The organism is Staphylococcus sp. HMSC063F05, assembly GCF_001837075.1.
In the GTDB taxonomy this organism is placed as follows: domain Bacteria; phylum Bacillota; class Bacilli; order Staphylococcales; family Staphylococcaceae; genus Staphylococcus; species Staphylococcus epidermidis.
Genome location: NZ_KV831337.1, coordinates 77,073 through 100,760, shown reverse-complemented (window position 1 = coordinate 100,760; position 23,688 = coordinate 77,073). Strand labels below are relative to the sequence as shown.

General features: G+C 31.1%; 23 protein-coding genes, 2 tRNA genes, 1 pseudogene and 1 riboswitch. Of the genes and pseudogenes, 19 read left to right on the top strand and 7 right to left on the bottom strand.

The annotated features are described in order from the left end of the window. Positions 1-231: DUF4176 domain-containing protein (locus HMPREF2576_RS06175; RefSeq protein WP_049368397.1), on the top strand; the 231-nt coding region annotated here is incomplete at its 5' end. 221 nt (positions 232-452) lie between these two features. Further along, complete coding sequence (fabI, locus tag HMPREF2576_RS06170; RefSeq protein ID WP_001829254.1) at positions 453-1,223, top strand: enoyl-ACP reductase FabI; 771 nt, start codon at positions 453-455, stop codon at positions 1,221-1,223. Positions 1,224-1,621: 398 nt separating this feature from the next. Here the strand turns inward: fabI and cozEa are convergent, their stop codons facing one another. Further along, the gene (gene cozEa / locus HMPREF2576_RS06165) at positions 1,622-2,707 is read right to left on the bottom strand and encodes a lipoteichoic acid biosynthesis protein CozEa (protein ID WP_001829303.1); all 1,086 of its coding nucleotides are present in this window, start codon (positions 2,705-2,707) and stop codon (positions 1,622-1,624) included. A 224-nt stretch (positions 2,708-2,931) separates the two neighbouring features. On the opposite strand from cozEa, the gene HMPREF2576_RS06160 reads away from it, so the two are divergent. Further along, positions 2,932-3,687 carry an esterase family protein gene (locus tag HMPREF2576_RS06160; RefSeq protein WP_001832657.1) on the top strand — a complete coding sequence of 252 codons (756 nt, stop codon included), beginning with the start codon at positions 2,932-2,934 and terminating at the stop codon, positions 3,685-3,687. Between the two features lie 153 nt (positions 3,688-3,840). Further along, entirely contained in the window at positions 3,841-4,350 is a 510-nt protein-coding gene (locus tag HMPREF2576_RS06155) for a YjcG family protein (RefSeq protein WP_002468295.1), read from the top strand. Between the two features lie 264 nt (positions 4,351-4,614). Here the strand turns inward: HMPREF2576_RS06155 and ltaA are convergent, their stop codons facing one another. Both ltaA and HMPREF2576_RS06145 read right to left on the bottom strand, forming a co-directional pair. Next, positions 4,615-5,808 (bottom strand): lipoteichoic acid biosynthesis MFS flippase LtaA, encoded by a 1,194-nt coding sequence (gene ltaA, locus HMPREF2576_RS06150; protein WP_002494345.1) that lies wholly within the window; start codon positions 5,806-5,808, stop codon positions 4,615-4,617. Then, the gene (locus tag HMPREF2576_RS06145; RefSeq protein ID WP_002475762.1) at positions 5,786-6,961 is read right to left on the bottom strand and encodes a diglucosyl diacylglycerol synthase; all 1,176 of its coding nucleotides are present in this window, start codon (positions 6,959-6,961) and stop codon (positions 5,786-5,788) included. The genes ltaA and HMPREF2576_RS06145 overlap by 23 nt, the downstream gene beginning before the upstream one ends. Positions 6,962-7,481: 520 nt before the next feature. Here HMPREF2576_RS06145 and HMPREF2576_RS06140 point away from each other — a divergent pair. The 7 genes from HMPREF2576_RS06140 to HMPREF2576_RS06110 all read left to right on the top strand — a co-directional run bounded on the left by HMPREF2576_RS06140 (position 7,482) and on the right by HMPREF2576_RS06110 (position 16,870). After that, positions 7,482-8,966 carry a UDP-N-acetylmuramoyl-L-alanyl-D-glutamate--L-lysine ligase gene (locus HMPREF2576_RS06140; protein WP_070856276.1) on the top strand — a complete coding sequence of 495 codons (1,485 nt, stop codon included), beginning with the start codon at positions 7,482-7,484 and terminating at the stop codon, positions 8,964-8,966. After that, on the top strand, positions 8,956-9,201 hold the full coding sequence (locus HMPREF2576_RS06135) for a YueH family protein (RefSeq protein WP_070856278.1): 246 nt from the start codon (positions 8,956-8,958) through the stop codon (positions 9,199-9,201). Before HMPREF2576_RS06140 ends, HMPREF2576_RS06135 begins: the two co-directional genes overlap by 11 nt. A 3-nt stretch (positions 9,202-9,204) precedes the next feature. Next, entirely contained in the window at positions 9,205-10,767 is a 1,563-nt protein-coding gene (locus HMPREF2576_RS06130) for a peptide chain release factor 3 (protein WP_001829318.1), read from the top strand. A gap of 113 nt (positions 10,768-10,880) precedes the next feature. Continuing rightward, positions 10,881-11,004, top strand: a riboswitch (yybP-ykoY riboswitch). Between the two features lie 71 nt (positions 11,005-11,075). Then, positions 11,076-11,882 carry a TerC family protein gene (locus tag HMPREF2576_RS06125; protein WP_001829314.1) on the top strand — a complete coding sequence of 269 codons (807 nt, stop codon included), beginning with the start codon at positions 11,076-11,078 and terminating at the stop codon, positions 11,880-11,882. A gap of 210 nt (positions 11,883-12,092) precedes the next feature. Further along, positions 12,093-13,850 (top strand): S1C family serine protease, encoded by a 1,758-nt coding sequence (locus HMPREF2576_RS06120; RefSeq protein ID WP_001829335.1) that lies wholly within the window; start codon positions 12,093-12,095, stop codon positions 13,848-13,850. 17 nt (positions 13,851-13,867) lie between these two features. Further along, positions 13,868-15,226 (top strand): TrkH family potassium uptake protein, encoded by a 1,359-nt coding sequence (locus HMPREF2576_RS06115; RefSeq protein ID WP_001829321.1) that lies wholly within the window; start codon positions 13,868-13,870, stop codon positions 15,224-15,226. A gap of 138 nt (positions 15,227-15,364) precedes the next feature. Next, a complete protein-coding gene (locus HMPREF2576_RS06110; RefSeq protein ID WP_001829277.1) occupies positions 15,365-16,870 on the top strand; it encodes a bifunctional metallophosphatase/5'-nucleotidase in 1,506 nt (501 codons plus the stop codon). Positions 16,871-16,972: 102 nt separating this feature from the next. Here the strand turns inward: HMPREF2576_RS06110 and HMPREF2576_RS06105 are convergent, their stop codons facing one another. Both HMPREF2576_RS06105 and HMPREF2576_RS06100 read right to left on the bottom strand, forming a co-directional pair. Beyond that, on the bottom strand, positions 16,973-17,575 hold the full coding sequence (locus tag HMPREF2576_RS06105) for a CPBP family glutamic-type intramembrane protease (RefSeq protein WP_001829312.1): 603 nt from the start codon (positions 17,573-17,575) through the stop codon (positions 16,973-16,975). Positions 17,576-17,580: 5 nt separating this feature from the next. Beyond that, a complete protein-coding gene (locus HMPREF2576_RS06100) occupies positions 17,581-17,766 on the bottom strand; it encodes a YkvS family protein (protein WP_001829339.1) in 186 nt (61 codons plus the stop codon). 204 nt (positions 17,767-17,970) lie between these two features. Between HMPREF2576_RS06100 and HMPREF2576_RS06095 the strand changes: the two genes are divergently transcribed. Continuing rightward, positions 17,971-18,957, top strand: a complete 987-nt coding sequence (locus HMPREF2576_RS06095; RefSeq protein WP_001829269.1) for a lipoate--protein ligase — start codon at positions 17,971-17,973, stop codon at positions 18,955-18,957. A 77-nt stretch (positions 18,958-19,034) separates the two neighbouring features. Here the strand turns inward: HMPREF2576_RS06095 and HMPREF2576_RS06090 are convergent, their stop codons facing one another. After that, complete coding sequence (locus HMPREF2576_RS06090) at positions 19,035-19,253, bottom strand: IDEAL domain-containing protein (RefSeq protein WP_001829292.1); 219 nt, start codon at positions 19,251-19,253, stop codon at positions 19,035-19,037. A 214-nt stretch (positions 19,254-19,467) separates the two neighbouring features. Between HMPREF2576_RS06090 and HMPREF2576_RS06085 the strand changes: the two genes are divergently transcribed. The 7 genes and pseudogenes from HMPREF2576_RS06085 to HMPREF2576_RS06055 all read left to right on the top strand — a co-directional run bounded on the left by HMPREF2576_RS06085 (position 19,468) and on the right by HMPREF2576_RS06055 (position 23,253). Beyond that, positions 19,468-20,043, top strand: coding sequence for a competence protein ComK (locus HMPREF2576_RS06085; protein ID WP_070856283.1), 576 nt, complete (start codon positions 19,468-19,470; stop codon positions 20,041-20,043). Positions 20,044-20,224: 181 nt separating this feature from the next. Continuing rightward, positions 20,225-20,299, top strand: a tRNA-Asn gene (locus HMPREF2576_RS06080). 3 nt (positions 20,300-20,302) lie between these two features. Further along, positions 20,303-20,391 (top strand) — tRNA-Ser (locus HMPREF2576_RS06075). A 689-nt stretch (positions 20,392-21,080) separates the two neighbouring features. After that, positions 21,081-21,641: pseudogene (gene mobV, locus HMPREF2576_RS12635) on the top strand (MobV family relaxase). Positions 21,642-21,842: 201 nt separating this feature from the next. Further along, the gene (locus HMPREF2576_RS06065) at positions 21,843-22,079 is read left to right on the top strand and encodes a hypothetical protein (RefSeq protein WP_001829451.1); all 237 of its coding nucleotides are present in this window, start codon (positions 21,843-21,845) and stop codon (positions 22,077-22,079) included. 212 nt (positions 22,080-22,291) lie between these two features. Beyond that, positions 22,292-22,633 carry a fatty acid desaturase gene (locus tag HMPREF2576_RS06060; RefSeq protein ID WP_002456621.1) on the top strand — a complete coding sequence of 114 codons (342 nt, stop codon included), beginning with the start codon at positions 22,292-22,294 and terminating at the stop codon, positions 22,631-22,633. Positions 22,634-22,740: 107 nt separating this feature from the next. Next, on the top strand, positions 22,741-23,253 hold the full coding sequence (locus HMPREF2576_RS06055; protein ID WP_224785136.1) for a LysE/ArgO family amino acid transporter: 513 nt from the start codon (positions 22,741-22,743) through the stop codon (positions 23,251-23,253). 69 nt (positions 23,254-23,322) lie between these two features. On the opposite strand, the gene HMPREF2576_RS06050 is transcribed toward HMPREF2576_RS06055, so the two are convergent. Then, entirely contained in the window at positions 23,323-23,481 is a 159-nt protein-coding gene (locus HMPREF2576_RS06050) for a hypothetical protein (RefSeq protein WP_001829449.1), read from the bottom strand. Between the last annotated feature and the right edge of the window lie 207 nt (positions 23,482-23,688).

Below are 23,688 nucleotides of genomic sequence, written 5' to 3'. Positions count from 1 at the left end.
AGAAAAGGCGTAGAAATAATAGAAGCAGAAGCATGTAAATACCCAGTTGGTGTTGTTGAAGATCAAATATACTATTTCAATGAAGATAATATTGATAACGTTATATTTGAGGGCTATTCTGATCAAGATGAAACAAGATTTCAAGAATTATTTAAAGAGATGATGGGTAATTTGGATGAAGATATTAAACGTGGGACTGTTCAACAAAAAGATAGTTACGGATTGATTTAACATAAGTCATAATTATTAGAGGTTACCTATAATAAAATAAGTTTGGTAAATTTTGTTCGTAAACCGTTAAAAATATACAGTGAATATGATTATTGTGGTCATTTTATTTTGCTTTATTATCAGGTACTAAAAATGTTAAACTATTAAGGGTATAAAGGGTTAGTAAACATAGAGTTAGCCAGCCTGTAGTAATAATCAATTTAAATTAAGGAGTCACTATCATGTTAAATCTAGAAAATAAAACCTACGTCATTATGGGTATTGCGAATAAACGTAGTATCGCATTTGGCGTCGCTAAAGTATTAGATCGATTAGGTGCTAAACTGGTATTTACATATCGTAAAGAACGCAGTCGTAAAGAATTAGAGAAATTATTAGAACAATTAAATCAATCTGAACATCATCTCTATGAAATTGATGTGCAGAATGATGAGGATATCATTAATGGTTTTTCTCAAATCGGAAAAGATGTAGGCCAGATTGATGGTGTTTATCACTCAATCGCATTTGCCAATATGGAAGATTTACGAGGTCGATTTTCAGAAACATCTCGCGAAGGTTTCTTACTTGCACAAGAAATTAGTTCATATTCACTTACTCTCGTAGCTCATGAAGCCAAAAAACTTATGCCTGAAGGTGGAAGTATTGTTGCGACGACTTATATTGGTGGTGAGGCAGCAGTTCAAAACTATAATGTTATGGGTGTAGCTAAAGCAAGTTTAGAGGCGAATGTTAAATATTTAGCTTTAGACTTAGGTGAAGATAATATTCGTGTCAATGCTATTTCTGCAGGGCCAATTCGTACTTTAAGTGCTAAAGGTGTAGGTGGATTTAATACAATTCTTAAAGAAATTGAAGCGAGAGCGCCGTTAAAACGCAACGTTGATCAAGAAGAAGTAGGTAAGACGGCTGCGTATTTATTAAGTGATCTTTCAAGTGGTGTAACTGGAGAGAACATCCACGTTGATGGTGGATTCCACGCAATTAAATAATTATTGATAAATTAAAAAAATCAAATAGTATAATCTCACAATAGGTGCACAGGGATGATTTGAAATTAAAAATCATCCCTGTTTTTGTGTATAAGAATGCGTTTTGACATTTAATTATTCAAGAAATAAATTGACAATCGGCAATGTTTTTTTGATATTTATAATATATTTAGTATATAAATATCGATTTTAGATGACACTATTTATTTTGTTGTTAGAAATGTATCGGAGGTTATAAATTTTATTAAATGCATAATTCCATATAAACAGTAGAAATGACGGAGTTTAATAAGAGGACATGTTTCATTGCTTACGTGTATAAAAAAGCCAAGGACATCTAATTATGTCCTTGGCTTGAATTGGTGGTATAATTTTCAATCTTATGTTTATAGCTATTATTAATCTTTAACATTACTGTTTGCTTTATCGACAATACGTTGACGATATTTAAAAATGTTGCTCACTAATGTTTTGATTACAGCGTATAATGGAACTGCAACAAGAATGAGTGTGAAACCACCCAAATCTCCAGCTGCAAGTATGACAACAATAATAGTTAATGGATGAATGCTTAATGATTTACCCATTACGTTAGGAGTTATCACGTTACCTTCAAGTTGTTGTGCGATTAATGTTACGACACATACCCAAATAAAAGTTGAAGGGCCATCAATAATACCTAGTATCGCTGCCGGTGCAAAAGATAACCATGGACCTAAAAATGGTATTAAGTTAGCTACGCCGGCGAATAATACTAATAAAGGTGTATATGGTAATCCTATAATCGTATAACCTATATATAAAATAATACCTAAGATGATACTAACTGTCACTTGACCTTGAATATATGATTTTAAAGTGAAGTTTAAGTCTTTTAATAAATCTACAACAAAAACTTTACGTTCTCCTTTGAAAAATTTACCGATTGCTGGGATAAATTTTTCATGATCTTTTAGCATATATATCAGGAAGAAAGGCACCATTATTAATAAAAATACAGTTGAGATGAAAGACGTAATATATGACACTGAATTAGATAAAATAGACGTTGCGCCATCTCCCATGGATTTAACCGCTTTATTAATACGATGTGTGACATCATCTGGTAATTTATCCATTTGTCTTAACGAGAAATTAATTAATTGTTCGGCTTCTTTTTGTAATGATGGTGTTTGTTTAATTAAGTTATTAATATTGGAAATAATGATAGGTGCTATAAATGATACCACAATAGCGATGATAGCTATTAATCCTATGAATATTGTTGTTATACTAGCCCAACGTGGAAAGCCCCACTTTTCTAATATGTTTTGAAAAGGTAAACATATGTAAAAGAGAAATCCACTAATTAAAAATGGAAGGAAGACTGAACCAATGATAGTAGCTATTGGAGCAAATACTTCATGCACTTCCATAAATAGTTTGATGAGTATGAACAGCATAATAAAAAATATTCCTGTTCTAAACCAAACCTTATTGAACATAGATTGTGATCCTCCTATTTTATTCTTTTTCATACTCAATAAGTATATATCAAAACTCAGTCATTAAAAAGAGTAAATACTTTTACAATATAACTGAATGCACTGTATTTTTAATAAAATGAAAAAACTAGTATGAAATTAATTTGTATACGAGCTTGCTATAAATTTAAAAGTATTATAAGTATTGATACAATAGTATTAACATTACAAGGGAGCATCGGTTTATGTCGGAGTTTAAAGTAGGTAAGATTAATAAAAAAATAATACATAGTGATATTTTAAATAGAGATGTAACATTATCGGTTTATTTACCTGAGGATTATACAAACTTATTTAAATATCAGTTGATTTTTTGCTTTGATGGTTTAGATTTTTTTAGATTTGGTAGAATACAACGCATATATGAACAGTTACGTGAAGAACAATCAATACAACGTGCAATTATAGTAGGATTCCATTACGAAGATGTTGAAAAACGTAGGGAAGAATTTCATCCTTCAGGAAGTCGTTCTAATTTAACCATTAAAGCAATGGGAAAAGAAATTCTTCCTTATATCGATGCGACATTTCCAACTTATAAAGTAGGTAATACAAGGTTACTTATTGGAGATAGTTTAGCAGGAAGTATCGCTTTAATGACTGCAATGACTTACCCAACTATTTTTAGTCGAGTTGCGTTATTGAGCCCAATGTATAATGAAAATATTAAGAAAAAAATTGATACATGTATGAATAAAGGTCAATTGACGATATGGCATGCCATTGGTTTAGAAGAAGCAGATTTTATTTTACCAACTAATGGTAAAAGAGCTAACTTTTTAACACCTAACCGCGAATTAAATCAACTGATTAAAGAAGATAATATTGAATATTTCTATAAAGAATTTAACGGTGGACATCATTGGAAATCATGGAAACCATTGCTAGGAGATATTCTCTTACAATTTTTAGGTGATCCAATAAATGGAAAATATGTTTAATAAAGTAAGATAAATAAAATAGTATGTTAGCGAATGGTTGTTGAATGCGAAAACACTATTAATTTCAGAAATGTAATTGTTTTCATGATAAAAGTAACGGTTTTCAAAAAGTTTTGATATAATAGGAATAAGTTAAACAAAGGAGGAATTTAAATGATTTTAGGATTAGCATTGGTTCCGTCAAAGTCATTTCAAGATGAGGTGAATGCTTATCGCAAGCGATATGACAATCATTATGCTCAAATAATGCCTCATATCACGATTAAACCTCAATTTGAAATCGATGATCATGATTTTAATTTAATTAAAAATGAAGTGAAAAATCGAATTTCTAGTATTAAACCAGTAGAAGTACATGCTACAAAGGCATCTAATTTCGCTCCAATCAGTAATGTTATATACTTCAAAGTTGCTAAAACAGAGTCATTAGAGCAATTATTTAATCAATTTAATACAGAAGATTTTTACGGTACAGCTGAACATCCTTTTGTACCTCATTTTACAATTGCCCAAGGTCTAACAAGTCAAGAATTTGAAGATATATATGGTCAAGTAAAATTAGCAGGGGTAGACCATAGAGAAATAATTGAAGAACTATCGTTACTTCAATATAGTGAAGAAGAGGACAAATGGACTATTATTGAAACTTTTACATTAGGGTAAAAAGTTCAAAATTGTAAAGTGAAATTGAATTTACAGAATCATTATTGTTAAATACGTGAAGAGCGCTTAAATCAACTAAAAACGCCAAATCCTATTGTGTTTCAGTGGGATTTGGCGTTTTTATATGAAACATAATTATATTGTATAGTTAATCATTCAAAAAGATTAATGTACGTTTTATATTGAATATTCATATTTCAAATGCATATGAATGACGTTTCATTAATATATACAACTAATCTTTATATAAACGATTTATAGATTTTAAGGTTTAACCCTTCTGTTTGTTTTAATAAAGTAATATCCGTAAAATACTGCAAGTGCAAGAAAAATCATCGCTGAAAAGTAAAAGGTATTATTTAAATTATTAGTAAATTGAGTAATTAGACCTCCGACTAGTGGGCCTATCATTGAACCGAAGCCTTGAACACTGTTGAACACGCCCCATGTTTCTTCCTGTTCGTTAGGATTAATATGCCCAGCCATAAAGGTATTCCAAGCCGGTAAGAGGATACCGTACATTAGCCCAATAAAAAGTCCTATGGCCCAAACTATATATATATTTGTAATTGTAGATAGCCCGAATATAAGAATTGTATATAGTATAAAGCCACTAAAAATAACTCCATACATAAACCCTTTGCTATTATTGTCGATGATTTTTGATAAAAATAACATAGAGAAAGCACAGCCTATGCCACCAATAATGATTGCTACTGTATATTCAACGGTTGATACTTTCACAACTTGCGTTGCATATTTTGGAAGAATAGGTACAAGTGCTGCTATAGCTGCTCCTTGTAACAAGATACCTGGAAATAGAATAAGATGACGTTGTGTAACATCTACAATTTGCTTTAATTGTGCTTTCACAGGTTTAGTATTGTAATTTGTTAAGTTGATATTAACAAAATAGTATAGTACCCAGGCAATAAGCACAACCAAGGCCATCAAAAATGCAAAACGAGTAGGATGGAATTTAATAAGTAAGTTCATGATAACCATACCTACCAATAAACCTAGCAACCATGAAAAGTATACATAACCCATTTGTTTGCCGCGGTTTCTTTCATCTACACTAGATAACATGATAACCCAAATCGGACTCACAGCAATTCCTAACATAATAGCACTAAAAATAATTATGAATGGTGATGCCGGGAACCATATCACTAAAAACAAGCTTATAAAAGCAAGTAAGAATCCAGATGTAAGTACTAATTTTGAACCAAACTTTTTAAGTAAAAAGCCGATGACAAAATTTGTTGCAGCATCTGCGATAAAGTGAATGGAAAAAGCAAATGATGTGATTGCTATTGCGATAGAGGTCACTGTAGGTAAAAAGTTTATATAACTTAGTATGTACATACCTCTTGCAAATTCCATCAGAAACAGAATTACCAACATCATAACAAAGTTTCTGTTACTTGAGTAATTACTTGACGAAGAATCTTGCATACAAAGGAACCTTTCCATAGATTTCATCCGGTTGAGATGAGTGACCTATTAAATCTAATAAATCTTTACAAATCTTTCTAGTAGAATATCCTACCTTTGATTCTAGCATTTTAGATGACATAACCTTTAAAGTCTCTTCGTTATTTGTTAAGTCAGAAACAATATCAATTGCCTCATTTGGAGTATCTGCTATTTTTCCAAATCCTTTACTTTCAAAGTAATATGCATTTTCAAGTTCTTGACCGGGTGCAGGGTTTAAAAAAATCATAGGAATACAACGACTAAGTCCTTCGGAAATTGTGATACCACCAGGTTTGGTAATCATTAGTTGGCTTGATGCCATCCACTCATTCATGTGATTTGTATATCCTAATATTTTTACACTTGGATTATCTTTGAACTTAGCTTTTAATGAACGTTTAAGTTCCTTACTACGTCCACAAATCATGACCACTTGCGAATTTGGACTTTTTTCTAAAATATTATTAATCATATAGTCAAAGCCTTTTGAAACACCAAATGCACCTGCTGACATTAATATAGTAGGTTTTGAAGGGTCTAAATGTTGTTGCGATAACCATTCTTCTTTATCAATAGATTCTTCAAATTTATCAGCAATAGGAATGCCCGTCACTTTAATATATGAAGCAGGAACACCAGCTTCAATGAAATCATCTTTAGTATCTTTTGTTGCTACATAATATCTTTGTGAATATGGTGTAATCCAATTTTTATGCATGCGATAATCTGTCATAACTGTCGCAATAGGGATATTTATATTAAATTGTTCGGTCAACACTGACATCACAGGTGTTGGAAATGTTAATAATATGAGATCAGGCTTTTCTTTAATAAGTAAGTTGATGAGTTTATTTAATCCATAATATTTATAAAAACATTTATCGAGCTCATTAGGGCGACTATAATAAAATCGTTTATATGTATTTCTAAAATATTTAAAGCTATTGATATACCATTTCTTACATATAGAAGTCATAATTGGATGAGCTTCCATAAACAAATCATGTTGAATGACTGATAAATGATTGAGATTCATCTCATTCAATTGGTTGACGATACTTTGCGTGACTTGCATATGACCGTTACCAAATGATCCAGTAATAATCAATATCTTTTTATTTTGAGTAACCATTTATAGCCACCCTCCGTTAATTTTTAAAATTTATAATAATTGTAACGTATTTTCATACATTGTAAAAGGAAAAGAAGTGTACTATTTATTGTATTTAAATACTATAAATACGGCGTACAATACCATGCTTTGTCGTAAATTTGCTTTATAAAGTGTTCATTACTTATTAAGTATGGTTGCAAGGTAACGAAACTAAATTTGAACCCATTATGCACGATTTTAGTATTGTCTTCAAAAAATCTTAGTATTTGCTATATATTATGTTAATACATGTATATCTTAGCATTATTTAAATAAGGAATGAATTATTTAAAGGTGAGCGCAACAAAATTTTAAGTATATTTTAACACTACCTTAACAGTCTTTAATGAATGATTTTATCACTATCTAATAGAACGTGATTCGGATATATTACGTCAATTATGATTAAAAATAAATTAATAAGACTTATAATTATAAATTTATCAACGATAATAAAACGTGTATAATAGACTTATTGTAAAAAAAGGAGCGATACATTTTGAATGCAAGTGCGTTGTTCAAAAAAATTAGAGTAAAAAATGTAATTGGTACATTAGATATACAGGTGGACGATATTACCACTGACTCACGTACAGCTAAAGAGGGAAGTCTATTTGTAGCATCTAAAGGATATACGGTAGATAGTCATAAGTTTTGTCAAAATGTAGTAGATCAAGGTTGTGGTATTGTTGTTGTCAATAGAGAACTCGAACTTAAAGGTAATGTGACGCAAGTCGTTGTTCCCGATACTTTACGTGTTGCAAGTCTATTGGCACATGAATTATACGAGTTTCCTAGTCATCAACTGACGACATATGGTGTTACGGGGACGAACGGTAAGACATCGATTGCAACTATGATTCATTTAATTTATAGAAAATTGAATAAAAATAGTGCATATCTAGGTACGAATGGATTTCAAGTTAATGAAACAAAAACAAAAGGTGCGAATACAACACCAGAAACAGTAGCATTAACAAAAAAGATCAAAGAAGCAGTTGATGCCAATGCAGAAGCAATGACGATGGAAGTTTCTAGTCATGGATTGGCCTTAGGTCGACTTAGAGGCGTAGAGTTTGACGTTGCTATCTTTTCAAACTTGACTCAAGATCATTTAGACTTTCATGGAACTATGGAAGCATATGGACATGCTAAATCGTTATTATTTAGCCAGTTAGGTGAAGATTTGTCTAAAGAAAAATATGTTGTATTAAATAATGATGATGACTTCTCCGATTATTTAGCAAGTGTGACACCCTATGAAGTATTTACATATGGTATTACTCACGAAGCACAATTTATGGCTAAAAACATTAAAGAATCATTGCAAGGTGTAGAATTTGAATTTTGTACTCCATTTGGAAGTTTTTCAGTTAAATCTCCTTATGTAGGTAGGTTTAACATTTCAAATATTATGGCTGCTATGATTGCGGTTTGGAGTAAGGGAACAAATTTAAATGAAATTATTAATGCTGTTACTGAGCTTGAACCTGTAGAGGGGCGCTTAGAAGTACTTGATCCATCACTTCCTATAGATTTGATTATAGATTATGCACATACAGCTGATGGTATGAATAAACTGATTGATGCTGTACAACCATTTGTTAAACAAAAGCTAATCTTTTTAGTAGGTATGGCTGGGGAAAGAGATTTAACGAAAACACCTGAGATGGGGAGAGTAGCATGTCGAGCAGATTATGTTATTTTTACTCCAGATAATCCTGCTAACGATGATCCTAAAATGTTGACAGCTGAATTAGCTAAAGGTGCAACGCATAACAATTATATAGAGTTTGATGATCGTGCAGTAGGTATTAGACACGCGATTGATATTGCTGAACCAGGTGATACAGTTGTTTTGGCCTCAAAAGGTCGAGAGCCTTATCAAATTATGCCTGGTCATGTTAAAGTCCCACATCGCGATGACTTAATTGGCTTAAAAGCAGCATATCAAAAATTTGGTGGTGGACCTCTTGAGGATTAAATCACTTCAGTTTCATGGAATAATGATAAACGTATATTATTATCATTCTAATGATTTAATCATGTTAGCTATTCCAGAACTTTTTTGGTCCATTGAGTTATCCAAAGAGTTAGATGCAAATCAGCTATATGAGGAATTAGTGATGCAATTATTCAATTTGTTGACTGAAGTTGAAGCAGATACATTGGCAAGTAATATAACTGATTTAATTAGAAATGAATCCAAAGGAGAATGATAAATGAATTTAAAAGAAGAAATAGAGTCAAGAAAGACATTTGCCATCATTTCACACCCCGATGCTGGTAAAACAACTTTAACTGAAAAATTGTTGTATTTCAGTGGAGCGATTCGTGAAGCTGGGACAGTTAAAGGGAAAAAGACGGGTAAATTTGCAACAAGTGATTGGATGAAGGTAGAACAAGAACGTGGTATCTCAGTTACAAGCTCTGTAATGCAATTTGATTATGATGATTATAAGATAAATATTTTAGATACGCCCGGGCATGAAGATTTTTCAGAGGATACGTATCGTACATTAATGGCAGTAGATAGTGCAGTTATGGTTATTGACTGTGCAAAAGGTATAGAACCACAAACATTAAAATTATTTAAAGTTTGTAAAATGCGAGGTATCCCTATTTTTACATTCATCAATAAATTGGATAGAGTAGGGAAAGAGCCATTTGAATTACTTGATGAAATAGAAGAAACACTTAATATTGACACTTATCCAATGAATTGGCCTGTTGGTATGGGACAAAATTTCTTTGGTATTATTGATAGACACTCTAAAACGATTGAACCATTTAGAGATGAAGAAAATTTATTACATTTAAACGAAGATTACGAACTTAAAGAAGAACACGCGATAAAAAATGATAGTGCATTTGAACAAGCAATTGAAGAAATGATGCTTGTCGATGAAGCGGGTGAAGCATTTGATAATGAAGCGTTACTGAACGGTGAATTAACACCTGTTTTCTTTGGATCGGCATTAGCAAACTTCGGCGTACAAAATTTCTTAAATGCATACGTTGATCATGCGCCAATGCCTAATGCGAGACAAACTAAAGAAGAGGTTGATGTTAGTCCATTCGACATAGATTTTTCTGGGTTTATCTTTAAAATTCAAGCCAATATGGATCCAAAGCATCGTGACAGAATTGCATTTATGCGCGTGGTAAGTGGTGCGTTTGAAAGAGGAATGGATGTAACCTTACAAAGAACTAATAAAAAACAAAAAATAACTCGTTCCACATCATTTATGGCTGATGATAAAGAAACTGTTAATCATGCTGTAGCAGGCGATATTATTGGTTTGTATGATACAGGTAACTATCAAATAGGCGATACTTTAGTTGGTGGTAAGCAGAAATATAGTTTCCAAGAGTTACCACAATTTACTCCAGAAATATTTATGAAGGTTTCTGCCAAAAATGTAATGAAACAAAAGCATTTTCATAAAGGGATTGAACAGCTTGTTCAAGAAGGTGCAATTCAATATTATAAAACGTTGCACACAAATCAAATTATCTTAGGTGCTGTGGGTCAATTACAATTTGAGGTGTTTGAACACCGCATGAATAATGAATATAATGTAGATGTGGTTATGGAACCAGTTGGACGTAAAATTGCGCGTTGGATTGAAAATGAAGAAGATATTAAAGATAATATGAATACTTCTAGATCAATTTTAGTAAAAGATAGATACGACAATTATGTATTCCTATTTGAAAATGAATTTGCAACGCGTTGGTTTGAAGAAAAATTCTCTGATATTAAACTGTATAGTTTATTATAATTGAATGTTTAAACATATCACTATTCGGGCACACCATAGTATATGAAAAATGTTTATATTGCTATGCAGTGTCATAGTATGTATACTGAAAATAACAAATAAATACCTATGACAAAACTGTCAGAGGGGAGTAACTTGAGAATAGTTATTGAATGCATTTAAACTGATAATAACTATTCAACACTTTGTCGTCATTACGAAGATAAGTCTTCCGGTAAAGTGGGCAAAAATATTGCTAAGTGAGACCTTTGCTATTAAATTAGCATAGGTCTCTTTATTTGTATTTAAACTAAAAGGAGTTGTCCACAATGGATCCGAGTTTGATTTTACCTTATTTATGGGTACTTTTAGTACTTGTATTTTTAGAAGGATTATTAGCAGCTGATAATGCAATTGTAATGGCGGTAATGGTTAAACATCTACCACCTAAACAACGTAAAAAAGCACTTTTTTATGGCCTATTAGGTGCATTCATTTTTAGATTTATTGCTTTATTTTTAATAAGTATTATTGCAAACTTCTGGTGGATACAAGCAGCAGGTGCTGTTTACTTAATCTATATGTCTATTAAAAATTTATGGCAATTTTTCCATCAATCAAATGAAAAACATCATAAAGAAACAGGAGACGAACATCATTTCGATGAAACAGGCAACGAAAAAGAAGTAGGCCCTAAATCTTTTTGGGGAACAGTATTTAAAGTTGAATTCGCTGATATCGCGTTTGCAATTGATTCGATGCTTGCCGCATTAGCCATAGCCGTTACATTACCAAAAGTTGGCATACATTTTGGTGGTATGGACTTAGGCCAATTTATTGTTATGTTCCTTGGTGGAATGATAGGTGTCATCTTGATGAGATTTGCAGCAACTTGGTTTGTAGAATTGTTGAATAAATATCCAGGACTTGAAGGTGCTGCGTTTGCAATTGTAGGTTGGGTAGGTATTAAACTTATTATAATGGTACTTGCACATCCTGATATTGGCGTTTTACCAGAAGCATTTCCACATAGTGCTTTATGGCAAACAATCTTCTGGGTAGTATTAGTTGGCTTAGTTTTAATAGGATGGTTAACTTCAGCAATTGGCAACAAGAAAAAAGGTAATCAAAAATAATTTGATTGATATGCTAGAACCTTTGCTTAATAATAATTTAAGTGGAGGTTCTTTTTATTTTAATTTTTATTAGAACATTGCAGTTTTATAGTTAAAATATTAAACTTTAGATTATAAACGAATTTAAAATGATGATGATATATAGTATTAAAATAACTTGAATTTTACAGATAAAGAATGAGTTAAAGAAACTATAGGAGTGGTCTTCTAGTGGATAACAATAAAAAACAAGTCATACCACGCAGTCAATATCGACGTAAAAGACGTGAATACTTTCATAACGTAGAGCGAGAAGAGCGCATAAGACGTGAGAAAATAGAGAAGGAAAATCAAGCTAAAAGAGAACAACATCAAACTAAAGTCAATGAGGAACGTGTTAAAGATAATTTGAGAAAAGCAAGAATAGAGAAGCTGACACAAGAAGAAATACATCAACAACGTGATGATAAAAGTTATAAACAAAAAACTTTAAATCAAAATAATCAAATGAATAAATCTAAAGACGACGATAATAAAATTGGAGAAGAAAGTCTACATGATGTGCGAGTTTCAAGTGATACCTCCACTTTACCGCATCAAAATAAGTCAATAAAAGACTATGATGATTCTGGAAACGAAAGTAAACAACATACTAAATTGACTTCAAAGGAATCTATGCTAGGCGTAAATTCTAATCATACTGAGCAAGATTCAAGAAGTACACAACCATATTCTTCAAAACATAGCTATTCACAACCAAAAGATAAAGACAACGATAATACTCAACAAGCGCAATTTCTTAAAAAAGAAGACAAACAACGTAACAGAGCCGAAAATATAAAAAAAGTTAATGAATTTAAACAATTGGTGGTAGCTTTCTTTAAAGAACACTGGCCTAAAATGTTAATTATTATCGGTATTATAGTATTACTTTTAATATTAAATGCCATATTCACTACAGTTAATAAAAATGATCATACAAATGATAGTGCATTTAACGGTACAGCTAAAGATGAAACAACAGCGATGAAAATTGCTGAAAACTCTGTTAAGTCAGTTGTAACTGTCGAGAATGATTTGTCTAATGACACGACTGTGTCTGATAACAAAAATGAATCTGATAATGAGATAGGATCAGGTGTCGTCTACAAAAAAGTGGGCGACTCTATTTATATTTTTACTAATGCACACGTTGTCGGTGATCAAGAAAAACAAAAAGTAACATATGGTAATGATAAATCTGTGACAGGTAAGGTAATTGGTAAAGATAAATGGTCTGATTTAGCAGTTGTAAAAGCTAAAGTTGCTGACGAAAATATTAAACCAATGACTATGGGGGATTCTAATAATATTAAATTGGCTGAACCTATTTTAGTTATAGGCAATCCTCTAGGCACAGACTTTAAAGGAAGTGTTTCTCAAGGTATTGTGTCTGGACTCAATCGTCATGTACCTGTGGACATTGATAAAAATGATAATTATGATGCTTTGATGAAAGCTTTTCAAATTGATGCGCCTGTGAACCCAGGAAATTCAGGTGGTGCTGTGGTCGATAGAGACGGTAGACTCATAGGTATAGTTTCTTTAAAAATTGATATGCATAATGTAGAAGGAATGGCTTTTGCGATACCTATTAATGATGTACGTAAGATTGCGAAAGAATTAGAGCATAAAGGTAAAGTGAACTACCCCAATACTGAAATCAAAATCAAAAATGTTGGTGACCTTGACGATTCTGAACGTAATGCAATCAACTTACCAGCTAAAGTGAATCATGGTGTATTAATCGGTGAAGTGAAAGAAAATGGTTTAGGAGACAAAGCAGGTTTAAAAAAAGGTGATGTAATAGTAGAATTAGATGGTAAGAAGATTGAAGATAACTTACGATATAGACAAGTCATATATAGTCATTATGATGATCAAAAAACAATTACTGCTAAAATTTATCGAAATGGTGCGGAGAAAAATATTAAAATCAAATTGAAATAAATGTTGAGGTGAAAATCATGTCAGTTTTAAGTCAGCTGCTTAAAAAATCTAGCCCTCAACAAGGGATTATACTCTATTATCTATTTGCCATCGTCGTTGCATTTTTATTATTAAATTTGCCATATGTTCATAAACAAGGGGTTGAGGTTAATCCAATTGATACACTTTTTGTAGCTGTATCAGGTATTAGTGTTACAGGATTATCACCAATTACTATAGTCGACACATACTCAACCTTTGGTCAAATTATCATACTTATTATTTTGAACATCGGTGGTATAGGTGTTATGGCTATTGGAACCATGCTTTGGGTTGTTTTAGGCAAACATATTGGAATTAGAGAACGACAACTCATTATGTTAGATAATAATAGAGATACTATGAGTGGAACGGTTAAACTGATTTTAGAAATTGTAAGAACAATTTTTATTATTGAGTTTATAGGTGCACTCTTACTCGCGTTCTATTTTTATCGGGATAATCCTGATTTAAAAAACGCATTAATGCAAGGCATTTTTGTGTCAGTATCTGCTACGACTAACGGTGGTCTTGATATTACTGGTGAATCTTTAGTTCCCTATGCAAAAGACTATTTTGTACAAACAATAGTAATGTTCTTAATTGTGTTAGGATCTATAGGCTTTCCAGTTTTGTTGGAGTTAAAAGCATATATAAAGAATCGAGTAACTAATTTTAGGTTCTCATTATTCACAAAAATAACGACAACAACGTATTTATTCTTATTTTTATTCGGCGTTATTGTTGTATTAATATTAGAACATAGCAATGCATTTAAAGGATTGAGTTGGCATCAATCATTATTTTATGCATTGTTCCAATCATCAACGACCAGAAGTGCAGGTTTGCAAACGATAGATGTGTCACATTTCAGCGACGCAACAAATATTGTAATGGGATTATTGATGTTTATAGGATCATCTCCCAGTTCTGTAGGAGGTGGAATCAGAACAACAACATTTGCTATTTTAATTTTGTTTGTTATTAATTTTAATAATACTGGTGACAAAACAGGTATTAAAATTTTCAACAGAGAAGTACATATTATGGATGTACAAAGATCATTTGCCGTATTTACTATGGCGTCATTAATTACATTTATTAGCATGATTATTATATCTGCCACTGAACAAGGCAAGTTGTCCTTTTTACAAATTTTCTTTGAAGTAATGTCTGCGTTTGGTACATGTGGTTTAAGCTTAGGTGTGACAAGCGATGTCAACGACATTACCAAGGCTGTATTAATGATATTAATGTTTATAGGTCGTGTAGGACTTATTTCATTCATTATTATGTTAGCTGGACGTAAAGAACCCGAAAAATATAGCTATCCTAAAGAACGTATACAAATTGGATAGTCAATACACTATTAGCAAAGACATACGTGCACCTTTGCTAATAGTTTTTTTATTTAGAATGATATCAATGCGATAATAGTTTTATAACATTTAATGAATGGTACATGTTACACTAAATTCAAGGAGAGGAGTGGCTCTATGGAAAAAAATGAAAATAAAATAGTTGATGTGATTGCAACTTCTGATATGCATAGTCACTTCTTAAATGGTGATTATGGCTCAAACATTTATCGGGCTGGTACTTATGTTAATGAAGCTCGAAAAAATAATGAAAATGTCATATTACTAGATAGTGGGGGAAGTTTGGCGGGATCACTTGCAGCATTTTATTACGCCGTTGTAGCACCATATAAACGTCATCCTATGATTAAGTTGATGAATGCAATGCAGTATGATGCTAGTGGAATTAGCCCTAATGAATTTAAATTTGGATTATCTTTTTTGACACGTTCAGTTGCACTCTCAAGGTTTCCTTGGCTATCAGCAAATATAGAGTATACTGTTACTAGAGAGCCATATTTTTCTACGCCTTATACAATCAAAATGTATTCAGATTTGAAAATTGCTATCGTAGGTTTAACATCAGATGGATTAATGAAGAACGAGTACGCAGAAATGGAAGAAGATGTCTGTATTGAGAAGACTTTGGTTTCAGCTAAACGTTGGATTAGATACATACATGAAGTTGAAGAACCAGACTTCCTTATTGTTATTTATCATGGTGGGTTAAATAAAATTAGTAGTGCCAATAAAAGAAATGAAAAAAATGCAAACGAAGCTGAAAAAATTATGGAAGAACTTGGTGTTATTGATGTAATTATTACCGCTCATCAACATCAAACAGTAGTTGGAAAAGATCATGGAACTATATATGTTCAAGCAGGTCAAAATGCTGAGGAATTAGTACATCTTTCAATTAAATTTAAGAAACGTACAACTTCTTATGAGATTGAGCACATCGACTCAAAAGTTATTGACTTAAATGATTACCATGAAGATGAGCAATTATTAAAAGAAACATATTATGATCGTAAGGCAGTCAAACACTGGGCAAATTCAGTAGTTTCAAACAAAAACAATGGCTTAACAGTTCAATGTATTGAAGATATTATTTGTAAGCCGCATCCTTTTACTCAATTATTACATGATGCAATTAGATTAGCCTATAATTATGATATTTCTTGTGTGCATATACCTAAGAATGGTGAGGAAGGGTTAAAAGGAACTATAAGAAATAGAGATATATACGATGCATACCCTCATCCAGATAAACCTATAGATATCACTGTCAAAGGTAAAAATATCAAAGATATACTTGAATACAGTTATGCGCATATTGATTTTAATAAGCGACAATTAAGTATGACAATGATAGATGAAACGTTATTTACAGTTTGGCAAGGGTTTGATTATTGTATAGACATGTCACAATCACCGTTTAATAGAGTTAAATTAAATGGTCTAAATGAAGAAGATTCGTATAGAATAACAATGACAGATTATTGTTATAGAAACTACAAAATGTATTTACAAGAAGCTATCGTTCACGACACATATTCGGAAACGATGGGTGGATTGATTAGAAAAAATTTAAAATGTGACATGTATTCTGTGAAATTAAATCATAATTTTAAAGTTTATTAATCTTCCTCGTACTATTTATAACGGTGTATGTGTAACTTTTTCTTTAATTAATTTAAAAAAGCATTTCTTAGCTCAAATTCATGAGTCTAAGAAATGCTTTTTTTATCCGTGGAATATCAATAATAAAATGATAGCCACAATTTGACCAATTGTAGTCGTAGCAATACGTCTCGTATATTCATAGCTAAGAGATAGAATGAATTGAGCTACAAAAATAAAGAATACAATCCACCAATTATCTAAGTATATAAATAATGAACTTGAACATATTGCAACAATTAAAATGCTAGCCCATTTCGGTAAGTTATATTTTATTAATTCCTTTTGTAAAACAGTTCTCATATATAATTCATGACAAGGTATCACAAATAATAAAGTAACGAGCATTTGCCATTTAAAGTAGACACCCGTTCGTGATAATTCTTTGATTAAAGATGCGTATGATAATTCTGATGAAATAAGTGAAAAAATTAATTGTATAATAATAAGTGCGACACTCGTTATTATACCCATGCCTATGGAAGTTAATAATCGTTTAGATGCAATGTCTCTTTGGTAAAAAACATAACTTATTCCAGCTATTAACATAATGCCAGTATATAAATACCAGTATTCTTGATGTTCTCCCCACATCACAAATAATATTGCGTGAAAGATGATGAAGCTTATAACAAACCAAATCAAAGCTTTAGAAACATTTTTCATTTTAATTAACCTTCTTGATCAACGATTTTGTATCGCTTATGATTGATAACTGTCTTTTCCGGTAAATCTAATTCATTAAAATTATCCATAATAGTTAAATCTACAATAACAGAGTTATCATTAATCTTCTCGACACGGCCTCTTAAACCGTCATAAAATTCTACTATATTACCTACTTCTGCAACAGTCATTACGAGTCCTCCCTTAAATCATAGCTAGATTATATTGTACTAAAATTTACTTGACAAATAAACTAATTTCTATGAAAAAGAAGTGAACTAAAAGAAAATTATAAAATGTCATTCATAAATGAGTAAAAGAGTGGAAATTTTTCTATAAATGATTCATAACTAGGGTAAGGGCATATAGAGAGACTTATTTAAGGAGAGAATGTTATGAAATTTATTAGCAACAATAATATTAATGATCCTTCCCTCAATTTAGCAATGGAAGAGTATGTTCTTAAAAATTTACCTTCTGAAGAAAGTTATTTTTTATTTTATATTAACAGACCTTCAATTATTGTTGGAAAGAATCAGAATACAATTGAAGAAGTTAATCAAGCGTATATTGATAAACATCAAATAGATGTAGTGAGACGTATTTCTGGTGGTGGGGCTGTTTATCATGATACTGGAAACTTAAATTTTAGCTTTATCACAGATGATGATGGCCATAGCTTTCATAATTTTAAAAAGTTTACGATGCCCATTGTACAGGCCTTACAATCAATGGGAGTTAATGCTGAAATGACTGGAAGGAATGATATACAAGTAGGGCAAGCTAAAATATCTGGAAATGCTATGGTTAAAGTAAAAAATAGAATGTTTAGTCATGGTACATTAATGCTGAATTGTGATTTAAATGAAGTTCAAAAGGCATTAAAAGTGAATCCAGCTAAAATTAAATCTAAAGGCGTTAAATCTGTTAGAAAAAGAGTTGCCAATATTGAGGAATTTCTAGAACAGCCAATAGATATAGAAGAATTCAAAAAAATTATTCTTAAAACTATTTTTGGTGAAAATGAAGTTGAAGAATATATATTAACAGAAGAAGATTGGAAAAATATTAAGCAATTAAGTGATGAAAAGTATCGTACGTGGGAATGGAACTATGGCAGCAATCCAAAATATAATATTGAGCGTGAAGAGAAATTTGAAAAAGGTTTTATTCAAATAAAATTAGATGTAAAAAAAGGAAGAATTGAACGGGCAAAACTATTTGGAGATTTCTTCGGCGAAGGAGATGTAACCGAACTTGAACATGCGTTAGTAGGTTGCTTACATGATTTTGAACATATAGAAGAGGCACTTCAAAATTATGATTTCTATCACTACTTTGGGGATATAGATAAGTATGAAATTATAAGATTGATGTCCTAAGTATGATAAAAAGGTCTATTCTCAACTTATTTTAAAGTAGGGAATAGACCTTTTATGATGAGTGACTCGAGTCTAATTTATTCACTTAAAAATGCCTCCAATTGTTTAAATTCGTTAGTATATTGAATAAAATCGTTCTCGTTTTTATTGATGAGCGCTTCGTCAATTAAGAGTTTAAGTTTAGCTTTTCTTGCATTTCTGAGTGCTTCTTCAATGACGAGTTCAACGCCTAAATCGTTCACTGTCATTACAAAATCTTCTAATGTAGTGTACTTGACCTCAGTATTGTGATTCATAAAGACCACGACCTTTCAATTATTTAATATACATGTATTATACTGATTTTAAATTTTGAAATCAATGAATATTCTGACATTTTAAAAGAAATATATGTAAAAAGAAAATAAAAGTGGAACTTGAATTTATTTTAAGCTTGGATAAAATATTATTAGGTTATAGTTTTTTAGTTTTAATAACCATCTAAGTAATCGAATAAAGTGAGGTTTTTTAATGACACATTTACCCGAAACGATTTATGTTATACGAAAAGGTGATATGGTAATACGACCTAAATATGATGAATATCAGCAAACAAATGGTACTGAAATTATCAGATTTGATCAAACTCGCAAAGAAAGTCCATTTAAAGTACAGAGAATTATCGAAAGATCATGTAAATTTTATGGTAATAATTATATTAGTAAAAAAGCAGAAACGAATCGTATTACTGGAATCTCTAGTAAACCACCTATTTTACTTACGCCTCTTTTTCCTACTTACTTTTTTCCAACTCACTCAGACCGTCAAGAAGAAAATATATGGATTAATATGCATTATATTGAAAATGTTAAAGAACTTAAAAATCGTAAGAGTAAAATAATTTTTGCGAATGGTGATTCGTTAACGCTCAATGTATCATTTCATAGCTTGTGGCATCAATATACGAATGTAATCATCTATTATTACATGGTAGATAAGCAATCACGAATGAAATCTAACAACCCTGAACAACCCATTGACTATAATCAGTCTTCTCTAAATATTTTCGAGGCGCTCTCACGCTACTCCCTTTTTGAAGAAAATTAGCTTTTTTCCCAAACTATTGATTTTAAAAATTGATGACAGTGTTTCAATTTAAAATATGCGGGACGTTAATATTAAATAAGTGTAAATGTTCCGTATATTTTTTTAATATAACTCTTGAAAAATTCAACAAGATTGATATAATAATACTTGTGCTTGATAGAGACAGATTAATTATTATTTATCCGCAGTAGCTCAGTGGTAGAGCTATCGGCTGTTAACCGATCGGTCGTAGGTTCGAATCCTACCTGCGGAGCCATATGGAAACGTACTCAAGTTGGCTGAAGAGGCGCCCCTGCTAAGGGTGTAGGTCGCGAGAGCGGCGCGAGGGTTCGAATCCCTCCGTTTCCGTTATTTGTTTATACCTCGTTAAATCCCGTAAAACAAAACGTTGATTTGACGGGGTTTTGTTATATCTTGTTATCTATCGTTAAACCTCGTAAGTTAAACTAAACGTTCCTCTATATTGTTAAATTGATAAAAACGCCACCCGCAATATTAAATTACGTTTCCGTTCATTAATAAAAATCAGTTTAATTCTGATTAACTAAATTACGCTAGAACCTTGATATATCAGCGTTCTTTTTTATTTTGTTGAAAATCTGTAAAAGTCTGTTTTAATTATTTTGATTAATGCGTAGTCAATATTGATTAAATTAAAGACAAGTTGTCTGGTTCGTTGAGCACTTAAAAATATATTATATTATCCGGCATTGCAACTTCTTCACTTTTTAATACTTTTAATAAATGACTATAAACACGCCAAGTAATTTCAATATTTGCATGACCTAGTCTTTTCTGTAATGACGCTTATAATGGTTTAAATCCATTATAAGCGATATTTTTTGCTCTCGGCAGAGCATATGTATTAATGACTTATTGAAAATAAGTCTTGTCTGTTAGACTTTAATTATAAAATACACGCAAAACCTTTATGTAGAGGAATGATTTTAATATGTCTTATTCGATTATCAGAGTAGAAAAATTAAAAACTGGAACAAACACAATAGGTATTCAAAAATCATGTTCAAAGAGAAAATATTAATTATGAAAATGAAGATATAGACCATTCAAAAAAACATCTAAATTATGATTTGATAAATGACGGAAAACAAAATTTTAATGATTTGATTGATGAAAAAATTGAGCGGAACTATACAGGCAAAAGAAAAATTAGAAAAGACGCAGTAAAACATATAGACGGAATGATTACATCAGATAATGAATTTTTTAGTAATCAGACACCAGTAAATACAAAATTTTTTTGAACAGGCTAAAGAATTTTTAGAACAAGAATACGGGAAAGATAATTTGTTATACGCAAAGCTTCATATGGACAAACGCCTCACGTGCACTTTGAAATTGTACCAATTATAGAAGATGGACGATTAAGTGCTAAAGATGTTGTAGGTAATAAAAAAGCATTAGCAAGCTTTCAAGATAAATTTAATGAGTATGTAAATGAACGTGGTTATGAATTAGAACAAGGAACTTCAAGAGAATTAACAAATAGACAACACGATCAAGTTAATAGTTATAAACAAAAAACAGAATATCATAAGAAAGAATATGAACGTAGGTATAAAATTCAGCCCATATAAAACAAAATAACGAAGAATTGATACAATAACATACCTAAAATCACTAGAAACGCTTAGAAAGCCTTTAAACGTTCTATATAAGGTTGAAACAGAAAAAGTAGGCGGTTTGTTTGATAAAGAATTACAAGAGACTGCTAATGTTGTTATAAACAAAGATGAATTTAATCAGTTTCAAGAGTAATAAAAATAGCACAAAGAATTATGGAGGATTACGAATGTATAAAATCTGTTAGCGCCTTAGAAGATAAAGAGAAGGAAATACGAGAGAAAGATGATTTATTAAATAAAGCAGTTGGGCGTATTGAAAATACATACGATAATTTCAATCGACTTTACGAAATGGCAAAGCCATTTAAAGAGAATGTAGAAATAGCTTTAAAGCTTTTAAAAATTTTACTAAAAGAGCTAATGAAGAAACACATTTGCGGAAAGAGTTAATAAGTTAACAGAAGATGAATCATAACTAAATGGGTCAGCAGTACACTTAGATAAACAAATGAACCCAGAATTCTATTCAGAGCTAGAACAAATACAAGAACAAAAGAATCAAAAACGGATAAAGGTATGCATTTATAACATGCACATATAGTTGATTAAAATTCTGAATTTTGTTAATATTACGATAAATAAAAAAGAACATTTATAATAACGTGATTGCGTTATTATTTGATTGGTTTGTTATTTTTAGTAGTATTTTAATTTCTGTAACTTTTAATAACATTTTGATCTATCTTGTAGCTATTATATTAATTGGTAGTAGAATGAGAGCATTTGATAATTTAATGCATGAAGCTTGTCATCGATCTTTATTTACAAATAAGTTTTGGAATAAATGGATAACTTGTTTATTTGTTGCATTTCCAGTATTTACTAGTTATACAGCATATCGAAATGCTCATCATTGTACTGGATTTTTTAAAACTACATTGCCTGGCTTTTATAGTGTAGTTAAAGATATTTTTACACCGAACTATGAAAGGAAAGAGAGTTAGAATATGTTGCAACCTTTGATACATGGACTATTATTAGCTTTAGGTTTAATTTTACCTTTAGGGGCTCAAAATGTGTTTGTATTTAATCAAGGAGCTAACCAAAAAAAATTAGTAAAGCATTACCTGTAATTATAACAGCTGGACTGTGTGATACTTTTTTAATTGTAATAGCTATTTTAGGAGTATCTTTAATACTAATATCTATGCCAACTTTACAACTTTTTATTTACATCATCGGGTTTTTGTTTTTGATGTATATGGCATGGTCTTTATGGACGGAAAAGCCTTCAAATATCGAAGAAATAGAACCTATGTCAGCTAAAAAGCAGATTTTATTTGCTTTATCTGTTTCTTTATTAAATCCTCATGCAATAATGGATACTGTTGGTGTTATCGGAACGAGTGCTTCAGTTTATGATGGTTATGACAAAGTTGTTTTTTCATTGGCTACAATTTCTGTATCTTGGATTTGGTTTGTCTTTTTAGCTATTTTAGGAAGAATTACAGGAAAAATTGATAAAAGTGGTAAGTATATCGTTATTTTAAATAAAGTTTCTAGCGTTATTGTTATTATTGTAGGATTAATTATATTAAAAAATATTGTTGGAATTTTAAGTTAGAGCGAAGGCAAACTGATGGATGTACATAACACGTAAAGCACTGTTCAAAATAGGGCAGTGCTTTACGTGTTATAATGTATCTGTTTTATTTTTAGAACTATGATATTCAACTTTTGCGTGTTTTTCTTCATTTGCTCTGTCGAACTCCTCAAATTCTACAAACAAATGTGTATGTTTATTATTATCACCACGTAAAAGTATTAACGATAATACTGAAGGTTTCTCCACACTGCGATATTTTCATCAAGATTTAAATCTTGATGAAAATATTATGAGCAAAAGGAAATCTGTTTTAATAAATAAACTAGAAAAAAATGGGGAGAGTAAGTTTTTTAAAAACTAGCTAGTACTGTCGAAAAAACTGAGAAAGTCATAAACTATATAACTATAAATCTCTTTTGGAAATAGATGGTCGTTTAGACCTAAAAAGTAATT